Raw genomic sequence first — 18,237 nt, 5'->3', positions numbered from 1 at the left:
AGACGGTCAGCGGGCCGGGCTGGGTCCTCCGACCTGCGCGGGCGCCACGGCGGAACGGGCATCGACGAGACCGTGGCCGTAGAAGCCGTTGTATCCGTCGTAACCGGAGCAGTAGGCGTCCTGGACGCCGTCGCCGGTCAGGTCGTAATTGTCCGGGCACGGCATCGGCGTCGCGCGGGAGTCGAGCGCGCGGCGCAGCTCGGCGGCCGACCACGTGGGATGCACCGACTTGAGCAACGCCAGCACTCCGGCGACGTGCGGCGCGGCCATCGACGTCCCGCACATCGGCGCGTACCCGCCGGGGACAGTCGAAACCACGCACCGGTCGTCATCGCCGCCCGGGGCAGTGACATCAACCACACCAAGCCCGTACGAGCTGTAGCCCGACTTCACCCGGTCCTGGCTGATCGCCGAAGCCGTCACCACGTCCCGCAGCCCGGCCGGCAGCGCCTCGCACTTCCCGGCGGCCGACGGCGAACCCGAATGGGCCGACGGAGTGAGGCCGACCGCCTCGTTGGTCGCGGCGGCGACGTTCAACGTGCCCTGCGAGGTCGCGTATTCGACAGCTCTTGCCAGCACTTCGTGCACCACGCCGCGGTCGTTGCCGCGAACGCAGGACAGGGACCACGGGTTCACGAACCAGCTGCTGTTGGCGATCGGCAGGTGCCGCGCCGCCGACCACATGATTCCGCAGACCGCGGCCTCGGGATCGGCGTAGCCGCGGTCGTCGATGACCTTCACCGACGCGATCCGCACGCCTGGCGCGACGCCGGTGATGCCCTTGCCGTCGTCGGCCGCGGCGATGATGCCCGCGACGTGCGTGCCGTGCGCCGAGGTCGTCGGCTGCCACGCGGCCGGGCTCGGGTCCGGGACGCCGGTGAGGCAGCCCGCCGAATCGTCCGGGTCCATCGCGGCGGCGAGGTCGGGGTGCTTCGGGTCGACGCCGGAGTCCAGCACGCCGACGACCACCGAACGGCTGCCGCCGGTCACCAGGTGCGCGGCCGGAGCGCCGATCAAGTCCATGTCCCACTGCCGCAAGGACAGGTCCGCGGCAGGAATTCGCGCCGGGTCGCTGAGCGGGAGCGCGGCTCGCGCGGGCTGCGCGGCGGCGCCCGGCTGTTCGGCGGCCGTCCGGGTGGCTTGCGCGCTGAATGTCCGCTCCGGGCCGAAGCGGTCCGCGAACGCCCGATCGGATGACGTGACGACCGCCACGGAAATCTGCGGGTAGTAGCCGGTGACCTGCCCGCAGCCCGCGCTCGCCTGCTGGCGGGCGGAAGATTCCGGGGTTCCGCGGTCGAACGCGACGACGTAGCGCACCGCCCGCCCGCCGGAGGCGCATCCGGGACCCGCGACCGCCTGCGGAGAGACCGCGGCGCATCCGGCGAGGACCAGGAGGGAGCACACGGCCGCCCGCAGCGGCCGCGCCAGCACAGACACCGGACCTCCCACCGCGCGCGGGGCTATGCCGGGCGCCCGCGCGAGCGCCCGAGCCCGCACGCTAACCACCCCCGGCCCGGCGCGACAAGCGAAGCGCGGAAGTTCGCCCGAGTGCATGATCGCGGCACGCCCGGGCGCCTGCCGGGGGACACCGACTACACCGGGTGTCCCCCCGGGTGTGGGATACTCGCGTTGGCCGCTGCGCCGACGGGCATCCCGCCCGCGTCGTGAGCGGCCCGGAGGAGTGCCGGACCGGCACCACGCGCGTCGCCCCCGGGAGGCCGGGCCAAGGTCGATGTCGTGGCGGGTGGCCCGGGGGTCGCGAGCAGGCCGGCACCCCGCCGAGCAGACCAGGAACCGAGCGGCCGCCGACCCGGCGGACCGCACGGCTGCCAGCAGAATTCCCGCCGCTGGTCACCACCACGGCGGGCACGGAACAGAAAGGGCCCCTGCGCGGCCGCGTCACCACCGGTGCGAACCGGCTGACGCGCCCGGGGGCGGAGGAGACATATGTCGAACGCGGACACACCCGCCGATCAGACCGGCGGGAATACCGTCGCACCCACGACCAGCAGGCTGGGCGAGCTGCCGCCGCGCATCCGCGTGCACGCGCTGGCCAAGCTGCTCGGCCTGAGCAGCCGCGACCTGCTCGGCAAGCTCGCCGAGCTGGGGGAGAGCCCCCGCAGCGCCCAGTCGAGCGTGACCAAGGAGGTCGCGCACCGCGTGGCCGTGATCCTCGACGCGGAGACCGCCGCCGAGTCCGGCGACACCGCCCAGGCCACCGCTGCCAGCGTGGCTGAGCAGGGCGCGACCGCCGAGGCCGCGCAGGAAGCCACCGCCGCGGCCGTCGCCGGAAGCGACGCCGAGCAGGCTGCGAGCACCGAAACCGTCGAGCAGGCCAGCGGCCCGGCGACGGCTGGATCCCAGGACGGCGAGTCCGCCCCGGAAGCCGCCGCGCAGGACGTCGCCTCCGCCGGAACCGCCGCTCCGGCGCAGGGCGCTGCCCCGGAAGCCGCCCCGGCCAGCTGGACTGCCCGCCCGTTCTCCGCCGAGCCCGCCGCCGCGGAAACCGGCCAGGAAGCCGAGCAGGAGTCCGCTCAGGAGAGCGAGAAGCCCGCCCGCGGCCGCACCCGTCGCGCCCGCCGGGCCGTCGCGCCCGCGATCCCGGCCGACCAGCAGGAAACCGAGCAGGCCACTCCGGCCCGCGGCCCCGTGCACGTGCCGGTCTTCGCCGCGCCGTCGCCGGTCTTCCTGCCGCCCGAGCCCGCGCAGCAGACGCGCAGCAAGCCCGAGCCGGTGTTCGGCGTCGGCGAGGCTCCCGCACAGACCGAGCGTCCGGAGCGTCCCGGCCGGACCGAGCGCGCCGCCGACACCGCGGAGGAAGAAACCTCCGACGAGGCCCGCGACGAGCGTTCCGACGAGGACGGCGACGACGCGAACAGCCGTCGCCGGCGCCGTCGCGGCCGTCGTGGCCGCGGCCGGGGCAAGGGCGGCGACGAGGCCCAGTCCGAGAACGAGGACGAAACCTCCGAAGACCAGCCGGTCAAGGACGCGAAAGACGCCAAGGACAGCAAAGACTCGAAGGACAAGCCTGAGAAGGCGGACGAGGCGGGCGAAGCCGAAGCGGAGTCCGACGACGACGCCGAGTCCGACGGCGGCAGCAAGCGCCGTCGCCGTCGCCGCCGTCGCAAGGGCGGGGACGACGACGGGGCCGAGGCCACCGGCGGAGACGACCCGCCGAACACCGTCACGCACGTCCGCCAGGCGAAGGCCGCCGAGACCGAGCGTCCGGCGCGCGACGAGGTGCGCAGCGTCCGCGGTTCGACGCGGCTGGAGGCCAAGCGCCAGCGCCGCCGCGACGGCCGCGAGGCGGGCCGCCGCCGCGCCCCGATCCTGTCCGAGGCCGAGTTCCTGGCCCGCCGCGAATCGGTCGAGCGCACCATGGTCGTCGCCGAGAAGGGCGAGTCCACGCAGATCGGCGTGCTCGAGGACGGCGTGCTGGTCGAGCACTTCGTGACCTCGTCGGGCACCGGCTCGATCGTCGGCAACGTCTACCTCGGCCGCGTCCAGAACGTGCTGCCCAGCATGGAGGCCGCGTTCATCGACATCGGCCGCGGCCGCAACGCCGTGCTCTACGCGGGCGAGGTCGACTGGGACGCCGCCGGCCTGGAAGGCAAGGCGCGCAAGATCGAGCAGGCGCTGTCCACCGGCGACAGCGTGCTGGTGCAGGTCACCAAGGACCCGGTCGGGCACAAGGGCGCCCGGCTGACCACGCAGATCTCGCTGCCCGGCCGCTTCCTCGTCTACGTCCCCGCGGGCGGGGCCACCGGCATCTCCCGCAAGCTGCCGGAGAACGAGCGGCGCAGGCTCAAGGACATCCTCAAGCGGATCGTCCCGGAGGACGCGGGCGTCATCATCCGCACCGCCTCGGAGGGCATCAGCGAGGAGGAGCTCGACCGGGACGTCCAGCGGCTCAAGGCGCAGTGGGACGTCATCAAGGAGAAGGCCTCGGCCGGGTCCGCCAAGAAGGGCGGCGCCCCGACCATGCTGTACGAGGAGCCGGACCTGCTGGTGAAGGTCGTGCGCGACCTGTTCACCGAGGACTTCGCGAAGCTGGAGATCCAGGGCTCGACGGCGTGGGAGACCATCCACGGCTACGTCCAGCACGTCGCGCCCGACCTCGCCGACCGGCTCAAGCGCTACACCGGCACCGGCGACGCGTTCGCCGACCACCGGATCGACGAGCAGATCACGAAGGCGCTCGACCGCAAGGTCTGGCTGCCCTCGGGCGGCTACCTGGTCATCGACCGCACCGAGGCGATGACCGTCATCGACGTCAACACCGGCAAGTTCACCGGCTCGGGCGGCAACCTCGAGGAGACGGTGACCCGCAACAACCTGGAGTCGGCGGAGGAGATCGTCCGCCAGCTGCGGCTGCGGGACATCGGCGGCATCATCGTCATCGACTTCATCGACATGGTGCTCGAGTCCAACCGCGAGCTGGTGCTGCGCAGGCTCACCGAATGCCTCGGCCGCGACCGCACCCGCCACCAGGTGGCCGAGGTCACGTCGCTGGGCCTCGTGCAGATGACGCGCAAGAAGATCGGCACCGGGCTGCTCGAGGCGTTCTCCACGCCGTGCGAGCACTGCAAGGGCCGCGGCGTCGTCGTGTCCACCGAACCGCAGCGCACCGGCGGCGGAGGCAACGGCGGCAACGGGCACAACGGCAACAACGGCCACAGCCACGGCGGCGGCGACACCAAGAGCTCGCGGCGCTCCCGCGGCCGCGGGAAGGGCGAGGAGCAGCAGCAGCACCACGAGCCCAAGGCCGAGCCGGCCGCCCCGGCTCCGACCCCGGTGCAGCGCGAGTCCGTGGTGTCGGCGGTGCAGGCCATGGCCAACGCGTCCAAGGCGAAGCACGAGCACCACGGCCCGGAAGACTCGGCGGACACCGCCGAAGCGAAGGCGCAGGAATCGGTCAAGCCGTCCGAGCAGGACACTGTGACCGAGAAGGCCGAGACCCCGGCCGCCGTCCAGCAGCCGGAGCCGAAGCAGCCGGAGCCCGCGGTCGCCCAGGCCGCGCCGGAGGCGGAAACCAAGCAGCCCGAGGCCGCCGAGGCGGACGCGGGAGAAGAACCCGAGGTCGACGTCCCGGCCCCGGCCGTGCGGAGCACCCGGCGCCGTCCGCGCCGTGCCGCTTCGCGTCCGGCGGGGCCGCCGGTGAAGGCTTCGGACCAGAGTTGATCCATCACGGGTACCCCGGGTGCAGCAGCGCCCGGGGCCTCCCGTAACCTGTAGTACGGCTCATCGCAAGCATGAGTTGCTGCGCGAGCACCTGGACCGTCTTCGGGCGGGCCGGCCGCGCCAGCCCCCTAACCCATTGTCGAGTAATGCAGGAGACATCCGTGTCGGCGTACGCGATCGTCAAGACCGGCGGCAAGCAGTACAAGGTTGCCGTTGGCGACGTCGTCGAGGTCGAGAAGCTCGAGGGCGAGCCGGGCACCGAGCACACCTTCCCCGCCGTGCTGTTCGTGGACGGTGGCGAGGTCACCACGGACGCCGACGCGTTGGCGAAGGTCTCGGTCACCGGCAAGGTCGTCGAGCAGACCAAGGGTCCGAAGATCCGGATCCACAAGTTCAAGAACAAGACCGGCTACCACAAGCGCCAGGGTCACCGGCAGAAGCTGACCCGCGTCGAGGTCACCGGCATCTCCAAGTAGTTCTTCGAACTTTCGAGACTGAAACTTTCCAAGAAGGGGCTTGAGCGATGGCTCACAAGAAGGGTGCGTCCAGCTCCCGCAACGGTCGTGATTCGAACGCCCAGCGACTGGGCGTGAAGCGCTTCGGCGGCCAGGAGGTGAACGCGGGCGAGATCCTGATCCGCCAGCGGGGCACCAAGTTCCACCCCGGCGTGAACGTCGGCCGTGGCGGCGACGACACGCTGTTCGCGCTCGCCGCCGGTGCGGTCGAGTTCGGCTCGAAGCGCGGCCGCAAGACGGTCAACATCGTGCCGGCCGAAGCCTGACAATCGGCTTCAGCGCGAGCTTTTGGGCGACGTGTGTCCGCGGAATACGCGGACCACGTCGCTCGCTTATATAACCCGGGGGGCCGAGCCCCCCGGACCCCCACGGTGCGGCCGCTGGCAGACCCAGCGTGGTCCGCACCGTTTTGTCGTTTTGCGAGTGAAGTGAGGCAAGCCCATGGCGTCCCGGTTCGTGGACCGCGCGGTCATCCATCTGACCGCCGGGGACGGGGGAAACGGCTGTGCCTCGGTGCACCGCGAGAAGTTCAAGCCGCTCGGCGGCCCGGACGGCGGCAACGGCGGCAACGGCGGTGACGTCACGCTGATCGTCGACGCCAACGTCCACACCCTCCTCGACTTCCACTTCCGCCCGCACGCCCGCGCCGGCAACGGCAAGATGGGCATGGGCAGCAACCGCAACGGCGCCCAGGGCGAGGGACTGGAGATGAAGGTCCCGCCGGGCACCGTCGTGTTCACCGAGGACGGCGAACTCGTCGCCGACCTCACCAACCCCGGCACCCGGTTCATCGCCGCGCAGGGCGGCCGCGGCGGGCTCGGCAACGCCGCGCTGTCGTCGAAGGCCCGCAAGGCTCCCGGGTTCGCGCTGCTCGGCGAGCCGGGCGAGAGCCGCAACCTCGTGCTGGAGCTGCGTTCGGTCGCCGACGTCGGCCTGCTCGGCTTCCCGTCCGCGGGCAAGTCGTCGCTGATCTCCGTGCTGTCCGCGGCGAAGCCGAAGATCGCCGACTACCCGTTCACCACGCTCGTGCCGAACCTCGGCGTCATCACCGCCGGTTCGTCGGTGTTCACGATGGCCGACGTGCCGGGCCTGATCCCGGGCGCGTCCGAGGGCCGCGGCCTCGGCCTGGACTTCCTGCGCCACATCGAACGCTGTGCCGTGCTGGTGCACGTGGTCGACTGCGCGACGCTGGAGCCGGGCCGCGATCCGCTGTCCGATGTGGACGCTCTCGAGGAGGAACTGGCCCGCTACACGCCGGGGTTGGGCGGCAAGCTCGAGGAACGCCCGCGCGTGGTGGTGCTGAACAAGATCGACATCCCGGAAGCGGCCGAGCTGGCCGAGTTCGTGCGGCCCGAGCTGGAGGCTCGCGGGCTGCGCGTGTTCGAGGTGTCCACCGCGTCGCGCAAGGGCTTGAAGGAGCTGAGCTTCGCGCTGGCGGAGGTCGTCGAGGCCTACCGCGAGGCGCAGCCGGTGCTGGAGCCGGAGAAGATCGTGCTGCACCCGCTCGCGATCGACGACAGCGGATTCACCGTCGAACGCGATCCGGAGGAAGAGGGCGGGTTCATCGTCCGCGGTTCGCGCCCGGAACGCTGGATCCGGCAGACGAACTTCGCCAACGACGAGGCCGTCGGCTACCTCGCGGACCGGCTCAACCGGCTCGGCGTCGAGGAAGCCCTGGCGAAGAACGGCGCGCGGCTGGGCAGCCCGGTCACCATCGGCGACATCCAGTTCGAATGGCAGCCCTCCACGCCTGGCGTGGCGGTGCACCTGTCGGGCCGCGGCACGGACGTCCGGCTGGAGCGCACCGACCGCGTCGGCGCGTCCGAGCGCAAGGAAGCCCGCCGGATCCGCCGTGACGGCACCGGCGAGGAAGAAGAGCTGGTCGAAGAGGAAACCACCCCGTCCGTCGACTCCGAGCTGGACGACGTGTGGGACGACGAGGAGCAGGCGGAGCGCGACCGGTGAGCGGCACGCGCCACGAGATCGCGGAAGCCCGCCGGCTGGTCGTCAAGGTCGGTTCCTCGGCGCTGACCACCGCGGGCAGCGGCCTCGACGTCGCTCGCCTCGACGCTCTGGTCGACGCCATCGCGGACCGCGTCGCCCGCGACGCGCAGATCGTGCTGGTGTCCTCGGGTGCGATCGGCGCCGGGCTCGCGCCGTTGAAGCTGGGCAAGCGCCCGGGTGACCTGGCCACGCAGCAGGCCGCGGCGAGCGTCGGACAGCTCGCGCTGGCGCACGCGTACGCGGAATCGTTCGGCCGCTACTCGCTGACCGTCGGCCAGGTGCTGCTCACCTCGGACGACGTCGTCCGCCGCGCGCACTACCGCAACGCGCAACGCACGTTCTCCCGGCTGCTCGCACTCGGCGCGGTGCCGGTCGTGAACGAGAACGACACCGTTGCCACGCAAGAGATCCGCTTCGGCGACAACGACCGGCTCGCCGCTTTGGTGGCGCACCTCGTCGGCGCCGACGCACTGGTCCTGCTGTCCGATGTGGACGGTCTGTACGACGGCGACCCGCGCGACGGCGCGACGCGCAAGATCACCGAAGTGCGCGGCGAGTCCGATGTGGAGGGCATCGCGGTCGGCATGTCCTCCTCGGGCCTGGGCACCGGCGGCATGGTCTCGAAACTCGCCGCGGCTCGTACCGCGGCTGGAGCCGGAATCCCGGTGCTGCTGGCCGCTGCCGCCGACGCCGGGGACGCATTGCGCGCCGCGAACGTCGGCACCGCTTTCGCCCCCGCCGACACCCGTCTGTCCGCCCGCCGCTTCTGGCTCGGCTATGCCGCCGACACCTCCGGCCGCCTCCGCCTGGACGACGGCGCGGTGCGGGCGATCCTGCGCCGCCGTTCGCTGCTGGCGGCCGGAATCACTGGCCTGGACGGTGATTTCGAGGCCGGTGATGTGGTCGATCTGGTGGATTCCGCGGATGTCCCGGTGGCGCGTGGGGTGGTCGGGTTCGACGCGGGGGAGCTGCCCGCGTTGATCGGGCGGTCGAGTCATGAGGTTCCGGTGGAGTACCGCCGGGAGGTCGTCCACGCGGACGACCTCGTCCCGCTGCGCCGCTAAGAACCAATGCCCCGGACCCGGAAGCCGGGTTGTGGTACGTGAGGGGAACCCTGAGGGAATCAGATTCCCTCAGGGTTCCCCTCACGTACTTCAAGACCCGGCCACCTGGCGACAAATCGGGCATTCCGGTGCAATTGACGTCCTTTGTGGACGGTCAGCGGGCCGAGGCCACGCGGCTTAAATTCCTGGCATTGCCGCTAAGAACCCCCGAGATGCCGAGCCACGCGAGCCAGCTGCTCCGCGTAGTACTCCACAAAGGATTCTGACGCCGGGTCCTCCCCGGTCAGCGCTTCCACGACCCGGGGCAGCGACATCGGCGCGCTGGCCGCCGCCATCAGCATCAGCAGCAGCGTCTTCGGGTCCACATCGGCCGGGAAATCGCCCGCTTCCTGCCGTGCCCGCATGTACTTGAGCTGCCCCCGCAGGAACTCGCGCTGCGACTCCGCGCCCGCCTCGTTCGGCGTGCCCTCGGCCATGTTCTCCCGCAGGAACAGCCGGGCCTGGTCCTGGTCGGCGAGGCCGCCCTTGGCGAAGTCCTCGAGTACGTCCGCGAGCGGCCGGTCGGTCGTGGTCATCGCGGTGAACCCGGCGAACGGTTCGCTCGCGACCTCGGCGTACAGGCCTTCCTTGCCGCCGAAGTAGTACGAGATCAGCTGCTTGTTCACGCCCGCGCGCTGCGCGATGTCGCTGACCCGCGCGGCCGCATAGCCCTTGCTGCCGAATTCGACCTTCGCCGCTTCGAAAATGCGGGCCTTCGTGCGTTCGGGATCGCGCTGGCGCTCACCGGGGCGCGGCGCGCGGCGCGGGGTGGTCTCGGACACTTCGGCAGCCTAACCGACGCGTTAATCATCCTGAAAGTTGACACAATCATCCACTTGGATAATTATGGAGGCCGACCGAGAGGGGATGACCGTGAACAAGATCAAGGTGGCGGTAGTAGGCGGCGGCACTGGCGGGTTGTGCCTGGCGCACGGCCTGATGCGAGCCGGATTCCAGGTGTCGGTCTACGAGCGCAGCCGCACCCGGGCCGATCGGCTGCAGGGCTACCGGGTGCACATCGCGCCGATGGGCTCCGCGGCGCTGCACGAGTGCCTCCCGGCGGCGGCGTGGGAGCGGTTCCTGGCCACCACGGGGGTAAGCGAGGGGACCTTCGGGTTTGTCACCGAGAAGATGCGCGAGCTGGCGGTCTTCGACGCTCCGCCCAGCGGCGACCCGGCCGCCGCGCACCATTCGGTCAGCCGGATTTCGATGCACCAGGTGCTGTCGTCCGGGCTGGACGAAGTCCTCTGGTACGACAAGGAGTTCGTGCGGTACGAGACCGACGCCAAGGGGGTCGGCCTGCACTTCGCCGACGGCACCACCGCCGAAGCGGACCTGGTGGTCGGCGCGGACGGCGCGAACTCCCGGATCCGCGCGCAGCTGTTGCCGCACGCGAAGCGCGTGGACACCGGGATCCGCACCGTCATCGGGAAATTCCCGTTGACCGCCGAGTCCCGCGCGCTGATCCCGCGACGGCTGGCGACGGCCCCGACGTTCGTGCTGCCGCCTCCCGGCTGCGGGATGTTCACCGCGCCGCACGAGTTTTCGGCGGCTTCGGAGAACGACGAGACCGCGACCGTCGACCCGGTGCTGTTCGACAACACCAGCAGCTACGTGATGTGGTCCTATGGCGCGAAGGCGGCGCACTTCCCGGCGGACCTCGCCGAGCTGACCGTGCCGGAGCTGCGGTCGGTGGTGCTGGACCGGATCCGCGACTGGCACCCGTCGTTCAGCCGGGTGGTGCGGGACTCGCTGGACGCCACGGTGGCCATGCTGCCGATCCGCACGTCGGTGCCCGTCCGCGCGTGGGAGACCGGTCCGGTCACCTTGCTCGGCGACGCCGCGCACAGCATGACCCCGTTCCGCGGCATCGGCGCGAACGTCGCCCTCCGCGACGCACAAGTGTTGTGCCGCAACCTTTCCCAAGGCGGCGATGTGACAGCCGCGGTCGCCGACTACGAACGGCAGATGCGTAAGTACGCGTACCCGCAAGTGCGCGGTTCGCTCCGCAGCGCAGATCAGTTCGTGACTGACAGCCGGTTCAGCCGCGGTGCGATGCGCGCTTCGATGGCCGCCATGGGAGCGGGCCTCTCGTTGCGGCGGAAGCTGCGAGCCCGCTGAGGTCAGCCCGCGCCGTACCAGCGTCCGCCGGGCGGCATGGCGTACTCCGTGTACAGGAGCGCGGCCAGGGCATGCCAGCCGGTCTCGTCCGCGGTGAACGCCCGGCCGCCCGGCGCGATCAGCACCGCCTGGCCGCTCGCGTCGGCGACCAGCGAGATCGGCACGCGGTACTCGTCGTAGTCGTGCCGCACGAGCCAGCGCCACCCGATCGTGAACCGGCGGCGCGCGGTCACCGGATAGCGCACGTCGACGTCGGAGACCCCGGTGCCGACGGTCGTCCACAGTGGAGTGACGCGGAGTCCGGCCAGGTGCACGAGCTGCGGTTTCCTGCCGTCCGGTTCGAAGCGGTAGTAGGGACGCCGCCGCCACTGCTCCCAGCGCAGCCGCCGTCGTTCGCGGCGGATCGGGCGGCGGAGCCGGGTCAGCGCTTCGTCGACCAGCGCGAGGGCGCGGGCGAAGTCGGGATCGTTGCGGGACACGAGATTCTCCCCTCTCTCGCGCCCGAAGCTACTGAGGTGGCTCGGGACCGGTCCCGCTCTGCTTTTCCACCAGCGCGCGGAGCTGGAACTTCTGGATTTTGCCGCTGGCGGTCCGGGGGAGTGCCGGAAACAGCACCACGCGCTCCGGCCAGTACTGCTTGGCGACGCCCTTCTCCGCGAGAAAGCCGCGCAGCTTTTCCAGGTCCAGGTGTGCGCCAGAGTTGAGCACGAGACAGGCGCACGCACGTTCCTGCAGCCGTGGATCGGGCACCGCGACCACGGCGACCGCTTCGACGTCCGGGTGTTCGTAAAGGACGTTCTCCACGTACGCGACCGGGATGTTCTCTCCGCCGCGGATGATCACGTCCTTGGTCCGGCCCGCGATGCGGAGGTACCCGTCGGCGTCGATGGCCGCGAGATCACCCGTGTCGAACCAGTCGCCGGCGAAACTCTCGCGGGCCAGTTCGAGCCGTTCCGCGTAGCCGACGAACAGGAACGGCCCGGCGACCTGCAGACGGCCCTCGGTGCCCGGCGGCAATTCGGTCCCGTCCGCGTCGACGACCCGGATCCGCATCCCCGGCCAGGGATAGCCGTCGGTGTCGATCAGCTTGTCGTCCGGATCGCCCGGGAGGCCGAGCGTGACCAGCGCGTCCTCGCTCTGCCCCCAGCCGCCGAGCACGACGAGGCCGGGCAGCTTCTGCCGCGCTTGCCGTACGAGCGCTCGCGGGATCGGTGCGCCCATGCAGCAGAACCGTTGCAGGGACTGGAGATCGTGCTCGGCGAGGTTCGGTGCGGCCAGCAGGTCGTGCAGGAACGGCGTGGCGGCGGAGGTGTAGGTGATGCCGTGTTCGGCGACCAGTTCGACGAACCGCGCGGCATCCCACACTTCCTGCAGCACGCAGGTCGCGCCGTTCTGCACGCCGAGCCTTGCGCCGTAAAGGAAACCGGTGAGGTGCGCGAGCGTCGACGCCATGTGCAGGACGCTGTCGGAGGTGATGCCGAGCCGGTCAGGAAGCGGGTTGTTCGCGGCGATCGCGGTGTTGTGCGTGTGCATCACGCCTTTGGGCTCGCCGGTGGTGCCGGAGGTGAAGATCAGCAGCGTGACGTCGTTCGGGTCAGGCCGCCACGACGGCAGTTCCCGCCGCTCTTCCCAGGGCGTCGCGGCGAACTTGTCCCAGGACGATCCAACCACCAGCACGTGCTCCAGATCAGGCCACTGCGGACGGAGCCGCCGCGCCATCGCCGGATAGTCGAAACCACGGAATTCCTGCGGCACCACCAGGACTTTCGACTTCGCGAGCGCCACCATGAAGCCGACCTCGCGGTCCCGGTAGATCGGGATGAGCGGATTGCTGACCGCGCCGATCCGGCTCGCCGCGTAGTGCACGACGATCCACTCGATCCGGTTCGGCAGCTGGAACGACACGACGTCGCCAGACTGGACGCCCAGTTCCAGCAGCCCTCGTGCGCACCGATCGACCTCATGTTTGAGCTGGCCGAAGGTGATACTGCGCTGCGAATCGACAAATGCGGTCTTGTCCGGCGTGGCCGCCGCGGCGTCGTCGAGGTAGTCGGTGATGGTGCGGTTCACCCAGTACCCGGCTTGGGTGTGGGCCTCGATCGTCTCGTCGTTGAGGATCGTCGCGAACGGCATGGCGGGCTCCGGGTCAGCTCATGGTGAGGCCGCCGCTGACGCTGACGGTCTGGCCGGTGACATAGGCGGCTTCGTCGGAAGCCAGGAAGGCGACCACGTTCGCGATGTCGGACGGCTGCGCGAGCCGCCGGAACGGGATGGCTTTCGTCAGTGCTTCGCGCAGTTTCGGGTTGTCGCCGCCGAGCGAGGCGAACAGTTCGGTGTCGGCGGGACCGGGGCAGACGACGTTCGCGTTGACCTTGCTGCGCGCCAGTTCTCGCGCGATCGACTTCGTGAACGCGATGATGCCGCCCTTCGCCGCCGAGTACACCGCCTCGCCCGACGAACCGACGCGACCGGCATCGGACGCGATGTTGACCACGGAGCCGAAGCCCTGTTCGGCCATCACCGGCAAGACCTCGCGGCAGGTGTTGAGCACGCCGTAGAGATTGATCTGCACGACGCGGTCCCAATCGGCGCGATCGGACTCGACGAACGGTCCCGCCTTGTCCCAGCCGGCGTTGTTGACCAGCACGTCGATCCGGCCGAACTGCGCGCGGACCTGCTCGACCGCGGCGGCGACGGACTCGGGGGAGGTGACGTCGGTCTTCACCCCGACCCCGCCGATCGCGGACGCGGTTTCCTTCGCGGTGGTCTCGTTGATGTCGCTGACCACGACGGTCGCGCCCTCGGCGGCCAGCTTCTCGGCGATGCCGCGACCGATGCCCTGGCCCGCGCCGGTGACGATGACGATTTTGTCCTTGAGCATGATGTCTCCCTAGGGGGCGTAAGCGCGGCCGAGCAGGTTGCGTGCGATGACGAGCTTCGACACCTGCGCGGTTCCGTCGCCGATTTCGAGGCCGATCACGTCGCGAAGCCGCTGCCCGACCGGGCTTTCGCTGGAGTACCCGAGGTGCCCGAACGTGAGCAGGCACTGGTGGATGGTCTCGGCGGCGAGCTTCGGCGCCCAGAACTTCGCCATCGCGGCCTCGGTGCTGTGCTCGACGTCGTTGTCCTTGCGCCACAATGCTTCGTAACAGACATGCCGGGCACCGCGCAGGTACGTCGCCTGCTCAGCGAGCGGGAACGCGACGCCTTGGAAGGTGCCGATCGGACTGCCGAACGCCTCTCGGTCGCGGGACCACTGCACCGCTTCGTCGAGTGAAACCTGAGCCGCGCCAAGGCAACCGAGCCCGATGATGGCGCGTGAGTAGTCGAAACCCTGCATCACCGAGACAAAGCCCTGGCCCTCGCCGCCGACCAGCGCTTCTCGCGGCACGGGCAGCCCGTCGAAGTGCAAAGATGCCCGGCCGATCGCCCGGCTGCCGAGATCGTCGAACGCCGCCCGCGAGACATACGCGTCGTCCAGTTCGACCCAGAACGCGCTGACCCCACGGGCACCGGGGCCGCCGGTGCGGGCGAGCACGAGCGCGACGTCGGCGGACATCCCCAGCGTGATGGACGTTTTCTCGCCGGTGAGCCGCCATCCGTCGCCGTCCGGTTCGGCTTTCATCTCCAGCTTCGCCGCGTCGGTGCCGTGCCCGGGTTCGGTGATGCAGAACGCGGGCACGACCTCGCCGGACGCGATCGGCGGCAGCCACGCGGTCTGCTGCTCCTCAGTCGCGTTGCGGGTGAGGATGTCGCTGACCAGCGCGCTGACGATGATGAGATAGGCCGCGTTGAAGTCGCCGCGCGCGACCTCCTCGGCCGCCATCCCGGCGACGACCGCGCTGGCCTCCTGGCCGCCGTGGCGTTCCGGGATGCGCAGGCCGGTCAGGCCCATCGACGCCAGGTCCGCGACGAGCTGGGGCCGCAGCTTCGCCGCCTTGTCGTCGGATTGGTAATGCGGCGCAAGGACTTTCGCGGCGAACCGGCGCAGCTCGTGCCGGTAGGCGTCCTCGTCGTCGGTGAACGTGAAGTCCATGGTCAGTGCCAGTTCACGTGCGAGACGAAGTCCGGCTTGCGCTTCTCCGCAAACGCTTGCGCACCTTCCAAGCCCTCGGGCGAGGCGGTGAACAGGTCGAGTGCGGACATGGCCAAATTGGACAGTCCGGCCTGGTGATCGGTGTCCGCGTTGAAGGACTGCTTGAGGAAACGCAGTGCGGTCGGGCTTAGCGCGGCAGTGTCGTCGGCCCACGCCTTGGCGGTCTTGAGCAGCTCGCCCGGCGGGACGACGGCGTTGACCAGACCCATTCGCTCGGCCTCGGCCGCGTCGTACTGGCGGCAGAAGAACCAGATCTCGCGCGCCTTCTTCTCGCCGACGACCCGCGCGAGATACGCCGAACCGAACCCGGCGTCGAACGACCCGACCCGCGGACCGGCCTGGCCGAACCGCGCGGTCTCGCTGGCGATCGTGACGTCGCACAGGACGTGCAGCACGTGCCCGCCGCCGACCGCGACGCCGTTGACCGCGGCGATCACCGGTTTCGGGATGTCGCGGATGAGCTTGTGCAGGTTGCCGATCTCGAACATGCCGCTTTCGGTGGGGCCGTAATCGCCGGTCTCCGCGCGCTGTTTGACATCGCCGCCGGTGCAGAACGCCTTCTCGCCGGCGCCGGTGAGGATCACCGCCTGCACCTGCTTGTCCGCCCACGCCAAGCGGAACGCCTTGATCAGCTCGTCGACCGTCCGCCCGCGAAAGGCGTTGTAGCGCTCCGGCCGGTCGATCGTGACGACCGCGGCCGGGCCGTCGATCTCGTACCGGATGTCCTCGAACTCCATCGTCCGCTCCCGTCTGTCGTCTGACCACGGTGACAAAATTTGACTCTCAAGTCAAGAGTTGAACTTGCGGTCAACCGGTAGGCTTTCGGGGCAGCGAAGAACGTGGAGGAGCGAGATGGGCGCGGTGAACGGGGTGAAGCCGCCGTCCGAGCGCGTCCAGCGCAAACGGGGCAAGCGGATCCAGGAGATCCTGACGGCGGCGGCCGAGCTGTTCGGCGAACGCGGCTACGACGCGGTGAGCCTGGAGCACGTCGCCGAGCGCCTCGACGTCACGAAGGGCTCGCTGTACTACTACTTCTCCAGCAAAGACGAGCTAGGGACGGCGGCGATCGAGACGCTCGGCGACGAGTGGACGGCTCGGCTGGAGCAACTGCTCGAACGCATCGAAGGCACGCCGGAAGTCCGGCTGCGCGCGTTGATCCACGAGCACGTCACGATCGCGGTCAACGACTATCCGGCGGCGCTGCGGCTCTTCCTGATGCCGCGCGAATGGCCGAGCGCGCAACGCGAACGCATCAAGGAACTCCGCCTCCGCCACGACTCGCTCTTCCGCGCGCTGATCGAAGAAGGCTTGGCGAGCGAAGAGTTCACCGTCACCAGCGTCGACACCGTGCTGCAGTGCATGCATGCCGCGATGAGCCAGGCGCCGACGTGGTGCGGTGAACTGCCGTCCGCCGCGCGGGGGAAAGCGGTGGACGAGGTCGCCGATACGTTGATGGCGCTCGTCCACATCGGCCCCTGATTCAGAGGCGTCGCGGTGCTTCGATGCCGAGCAATGCCAATCCCTGCACGAGAGTGCGCGACGTGAGCGTGGCCAGCTGTACCCGCGAAGCGCGCAGCTCCGGCGTTTCCGCAGTCAGCACCGGGCACTGTTCGTAGAAGCGCGAGAACGTGACCGCGGTGTCGTACAGGTACGTACACAGCTTGTGCGGCGCGTACGCGGACGTCGCCGCGCTGATCGCTTCGCTGAACCGCAACAGCGTCAGAGCGAGCGCGCGTTCCGCCGGTTCTTTGAGCAGGACTGGCGCGTTCCCGGCGGGTTCTCCAGCTTTGGCGAGGATCGACTCGATCCGCGCGTGCGCGTACTGGAGGTAGACGGACGTGTTGCCGTCCTTGGCGAGCATACGGTCCCAGTCGAACACGTAGTCGCGTTCGCGGTCGCTGGAAAGATCGGCGTACTTCACCGCGCCGATCCCGACTGCGCGCGCGACCTCCTGCTGCTCTTCCTCGCTGAGTTCACTGCGCTCCGCAACGATTTCCGCGGCCTGCGCCACCGCTTCGTCGAGCAGACTGGCGAGCTTGATCGTCTCGCCCGCGCGAGTGCGCATCACCTTGCCGTCCGCGCCGAGAATCGAGCCGAACCCGATGTGCTCGGCGTGCACGCCGTCGAGCCAGCCCGCCGCACGCGCCACCGAGAAGATCATCGCGAAATGCTGCGCTTGCGGGGTGCCGACGACGTACAGCAGGTCGGTCGCGCCGCGTTCGGCGGTCCAATAGCGGATGGTGGCGAGGTCGGTGGCCGCGTAGCCGTAGCCGCCGTCGCGCTTGCGGACGATCAGCGGGAGCCGGTCGCCTTCGCGGTTGCTGAAGCCCTCCGGGAACACACAGACCGCGCCGTCGCTGATCTCGGTGAGCCCGTCGGCTTCGAGTTCGTCGACGACTTCGCCCAGATACGGGTTGTAGAAGCTTTCGCCGTAGATGTCGTCGTCGGTGAGCGTGATGCCGAGCTGGCGATAGGCCGCGTTGAAGTGCCTTGTCGACTCGTCGACGAGTTCCTGCCAGAAGGCGAGTGTGTCCGCGTCGCCGCCCTGGAGCTTCACGACGCGCTCGCGGGAGCGGGTCGCGAACGCCTCGTCGGCGTCGAACTTCCGGCGCGCGGCCTGGTAGAACGCGTTGAGGTCGCTGCGGTCCCCGGACGGTTCGTCCAGGTGATGCTCGATGAGCATGCCGAACGGCGTGCCCCAGTCGCCGAGGTGGTTGTGCGGCAGCACTTCGTGCCCGACGAAACGCATCAGCCTGCTGATCGCGTCGCCGATCACGGTGGAGCGCACGTGCCCGACGTGCATTTCCTTGGCGACGTTGGGACTGCTGTAATCGAGCGCGATCCGGCGCGGCTGCTCGGCTTCGGCGACCCCGAGCCGGTCGTCTTCCGCTTGCTCGGCGACGCGCTGTTCGAGCCATTCGCGGCGCAGCACGAAGTTCAGGAAGCCGGGCCCGGCGATCTCCGGCTGGTCGGCGATCCCGTCCAGCTCCAGGTTCTCGACGATCCCGGCCGCGACCTCGCGCGGCGGTTTGCCGAGCCGTTTGCCGAGGCTCATCGCCAGGTTGCACTGGTAGTCGACACCGTCGCGAGTGGACACCGCGATGAGCGCCTCGGACGGGTCGAGGTCGACGTCGAACGCGCGGCGGAGCGAGGCCACCACGCGTCGGGCGAGTTCCTCACTAACCTCGGGCTTGCGCACGGTGTCCCTCCTTCGCGT

At 70.0% G+C, this 18,237-nt stretch carries 15 protein-coding genes; 7 read left to right on the top strand and 8 right to left on the bottom strand.

The genetic code is table 11. The annotated features are described in order from the left end of the window. Window positions 1-6 precede the first annotated feature (6 nt). A complete protein-coding gene (locus ACFORO_RS32435) occupies window positions 7-1,437 on the bottom strand; it encodes a S8 family peptidase (protein ID WP_377873432.1) in 1,431 nt (476 codons plus the stop codon). 510 nt (window positions 1,438-1,947) lie between these two features. Between ACFORO_RS32435 and ACFORO_RS32430 the strand changes: the two genes are divergently transcribed. The 5 genes from ACFORO_RS32430 (at window position 1,948) to proB (ending at window position 8,764) form a co-directional block, all read left to right on the top strand. Then, window positions 1,948-5,181, top strand: coding sequence for a translation initiation factor IF-2 N-terminal domain-containing protein (locus ACFORO_RS32430; RefSeq protein ID WP_377873431.1), 3,234 nt, complete (start codon window positions 1,948-1,950; stop codon window positions 5,179-5,181). 161 nt (window positions 5,182-5,342) lie between these two features. Next, window positions 5,343-5,657, top strand: coding sequence for a 50S ribosomal protein L21 (gene rplU, locus ACFORO_RS32425; RefSeq protein ID WP_009081084.1), 315 nt, complete (start codon window positions 5,343-5,345; stop codon window positions 5,655-5,657). A 47-nt stretch (window positions 5,658-5,704) separates the two neighbouring features. Next, entirely contained in the window at window positions 5,705-5,962 is a 258-nt protein-coding gene (gene rpmA / locus ACFORO_RS32420) for a 50S ribosomal protein L27 (RefSeq protein ID WP_116200471.1), read from the top strand. A 175-nt stretch (window positions 5,963-6,137) separates the two neighbouring features. Next, complete coding sequence (gene obgE, locus ACFORO_RS32415) at window positions 6,138-7,661, top strand: GTPase ObgE (protein WP_377873430.1); 1,524 nt, start codon at window positions 6,138-6,140, stop codon at window positions 7,659-7,661. Continuing rightward, window positions 7,658-8,764, top strand: coding sequence for a glutamate 5-kinase (gene proB, locus ACFORO_RS32410; RefSeq protein WP_354736765.1), 1,107 nt, complete (start codon window positions 7,658-7,660; stop codon window positions 8,762-8,764). The genes obgE and proB overlap by 4 nt, the downstream gene beginning before the upstream one ends. Before the next feature lie 197 nt (window positions 8,765-8,961). Here proB and ACFORO_RS32405 read toward each other — a convergent pair whose 3' ends face one another. Next, window positions 8,962-9,585 (bottom strand): TetR/AcrR family transcriptional regulator, encoded by a 624-nt coding sequence (locus ACFORO_RS32405; RefSeq protein ID WP_377873429.1) that lies wholly within the window; start codon window positions 9,583-9,585, stop codon window positions 8,962-8,964. Window positions 9,586-9,676: 91 nt separating this feature from the next. Here ACFORO_RS32405 and ACFORO_RS32400 point away from each other — a divergent pair, with 91 nt between their 5' ends. Beyond that, entirely contained in the window at window positions 9,677-10,924 is a 1,248-nt protein-coding gene (locus ACFORO_RS32400; protein WP_377896694.1) for an FAD-dependent oxidoreductase, read from the top strand. Between the two features lie 2 nt (window positions 10,925-10,926). On the opposite strand, the gene ACFORO_RS32395 is transcribed toward ACFORO_RS32400, so the two are convergent. From ACFORO_RS32395 to ACFORO_RS32375, 5 genes are read right to left on the bottom strand one after another with little or no spacing between them, the layout of a single operon-like run. Continuing rightward, window positions 10,927-11,403: a hypothetical protein gene (locus ACFORO_RS32395; protein WP_377873427.1), complete on the bottom strand. Its 477-nt coding sequence runs from the start codon at window positions 11,401-11,403 to the stop codon at window positions 10,927-10,929. Between the two features lie 28 nt (window positions 11,404-11,431). Then, complete coding sequence (locus tag ACFORO_RS32390; RefSeq protein WP_377873426.1) at window positions 11,432-13,057, bottom strand: AMP-binding protein; 1,626 nt, start codon at window positions 13,055-13,057, stop codon at window positions 11,432-11,434. Window positions 13,058-13,070: 13 nt separating this feature from the next. After that, on the bottom strand, window positions 13,071-13,805 hold the full coding sequence (locus tag ACFORO_RS32385) for an SDR family NAD(P)-dependent oxidoreductase (protein ID WP_377873425.1): 735 nt from the start codon (window positions 13,803-13,805) through the stop codon (window positions 13,071-13,073). A gap of 9 nt (window positions 13,806-13,814) precedes the next feature. Continuing rightward, the gene (locus ACFORO_RS32380; RefSeq protein ID WP_377873424.1) at window positions 13,815-14,960 is read right to left on the bottom strand and encodes an acyl-CoA dehydrogenase family protein; all 1,146 of its coding nucleotides are present in this window, start codon (window positions 14,958-14,960) and stop codon (window positions 13,815-13,817) included. A gap of 2 nt (window positions 14,961-14,962) precedes the next feature. Beyond that, window positions 14,963-15,757 (bottom strand): enoyl-CoA hydratase-related protein, encoded by a 795-nt coding sequence (locus ACFORO_RS32375; protein WP_354736781.1) that lies wholly within the window; start codon window positions 15,755-15,757, stop codon window positions 14,963-14,965. Window positions 15,758-15,872: 115 nt separating this feature from the next. Between ACFORO_RS32375 and ACFORO_RS32370 the strand changes: the two genes are divergently transcribed. Then, window positions 15,873-16,499, top strand: coding sequence for a TetR/AcrR family transcriptional regulator (locus ACFORO_RS32370; protein ID WP_377873423.1), 627 nt, complete (start codon window positions 15,873-15,875; stop codon window positions 16,497-16,499). Window position 16,500: 1 nt separating this feature from the next. Here ACFORO_RS32370 and argS read toward each other — a convergent pair whose 3' ends face one another. After that, window positions 16,501-18,219, bottom strand: coding sequence for an arginine--tRNA ligase (argS, locus tag ACFORO_RS32365; protein WP_377873422.1), 1,719 nt, complete (start codon window positions 18,217-18,219; stop codon window positions 16,501-16,503). Between the last annotated feature and the right edge of the window lie 18 nt (window positions 18,220-18,237).

Origin of the sequence: Amycolatopsis halotolerans (genome assembly GCF_042647905.1) — a bacterium.
Lineage (GTDB): Bacteria > Actinomycetota > Actinomycetes > Mycobacteriales > Pseudonocardiaceae > Amycolatopsis > Amycolatopsis halotolerans.
Note: the sequence above shows the minus strand (reverse complement) of the source record. Positions and strands in the feature narration are given on the sequence as shown.

Coding starts and splice junctions, on each gene's coding strand:
- ACFORO_RS32430 (WP_377873431.1), top strand. CDS start 1,948: ATGTCGAACGCGGACACACCCGCCGATCAGACCGGCGGGAATACCGTC.
- rpmA (WP_116200471.1), top strand. CDS start 5,705: ATGGCTCACAAGAAGGGTGCGTCCAGCTCCCGCAACGGTCGTGATTCG.
- obgE (WP_377873430.1), top strand. CDS start 6,138: ATGGCGTCCCGGTTCGTGGACCGCGCGGTCATCCATCTGACCGCCGGG.
- ACFORO_RS32390 (WP_377873426.1), bottom strand. CDS start 13,057: ATGCCGTTCGCGACGATCCTCAACGACGAGACGATCGAGGCCCACACC.
- ACFORO_RS32385 (WP_377873425.1), bottom strand. CDS start 13,805: ATGCTCAAGGACAAAATCGTCATCGTCACCGGCGCGGGCCAGGGCATC.
- ACFORO_RS32380 (WP_377873424.1), bottom strand. CDS start 14,960: ATGGACTTCACGTTCACCGACGACGAGGACGCCTACCGGCACGAGCTG.
- ACFORO_RS32375 (WP_354736781.1), bottom strand. CDS start 15,757: ATGGAGTTCGAGGACATCCGGTACGAGATCGACGGCCCGGCCGCGGTC.
- ACFORO_RS32370 (WP_377873423.1), top strand. CDS start 15,873: ATGGGCGCGGTGAACGGGGTGAAGCCGCCGTCCGAGCGCGTCCAGCGC.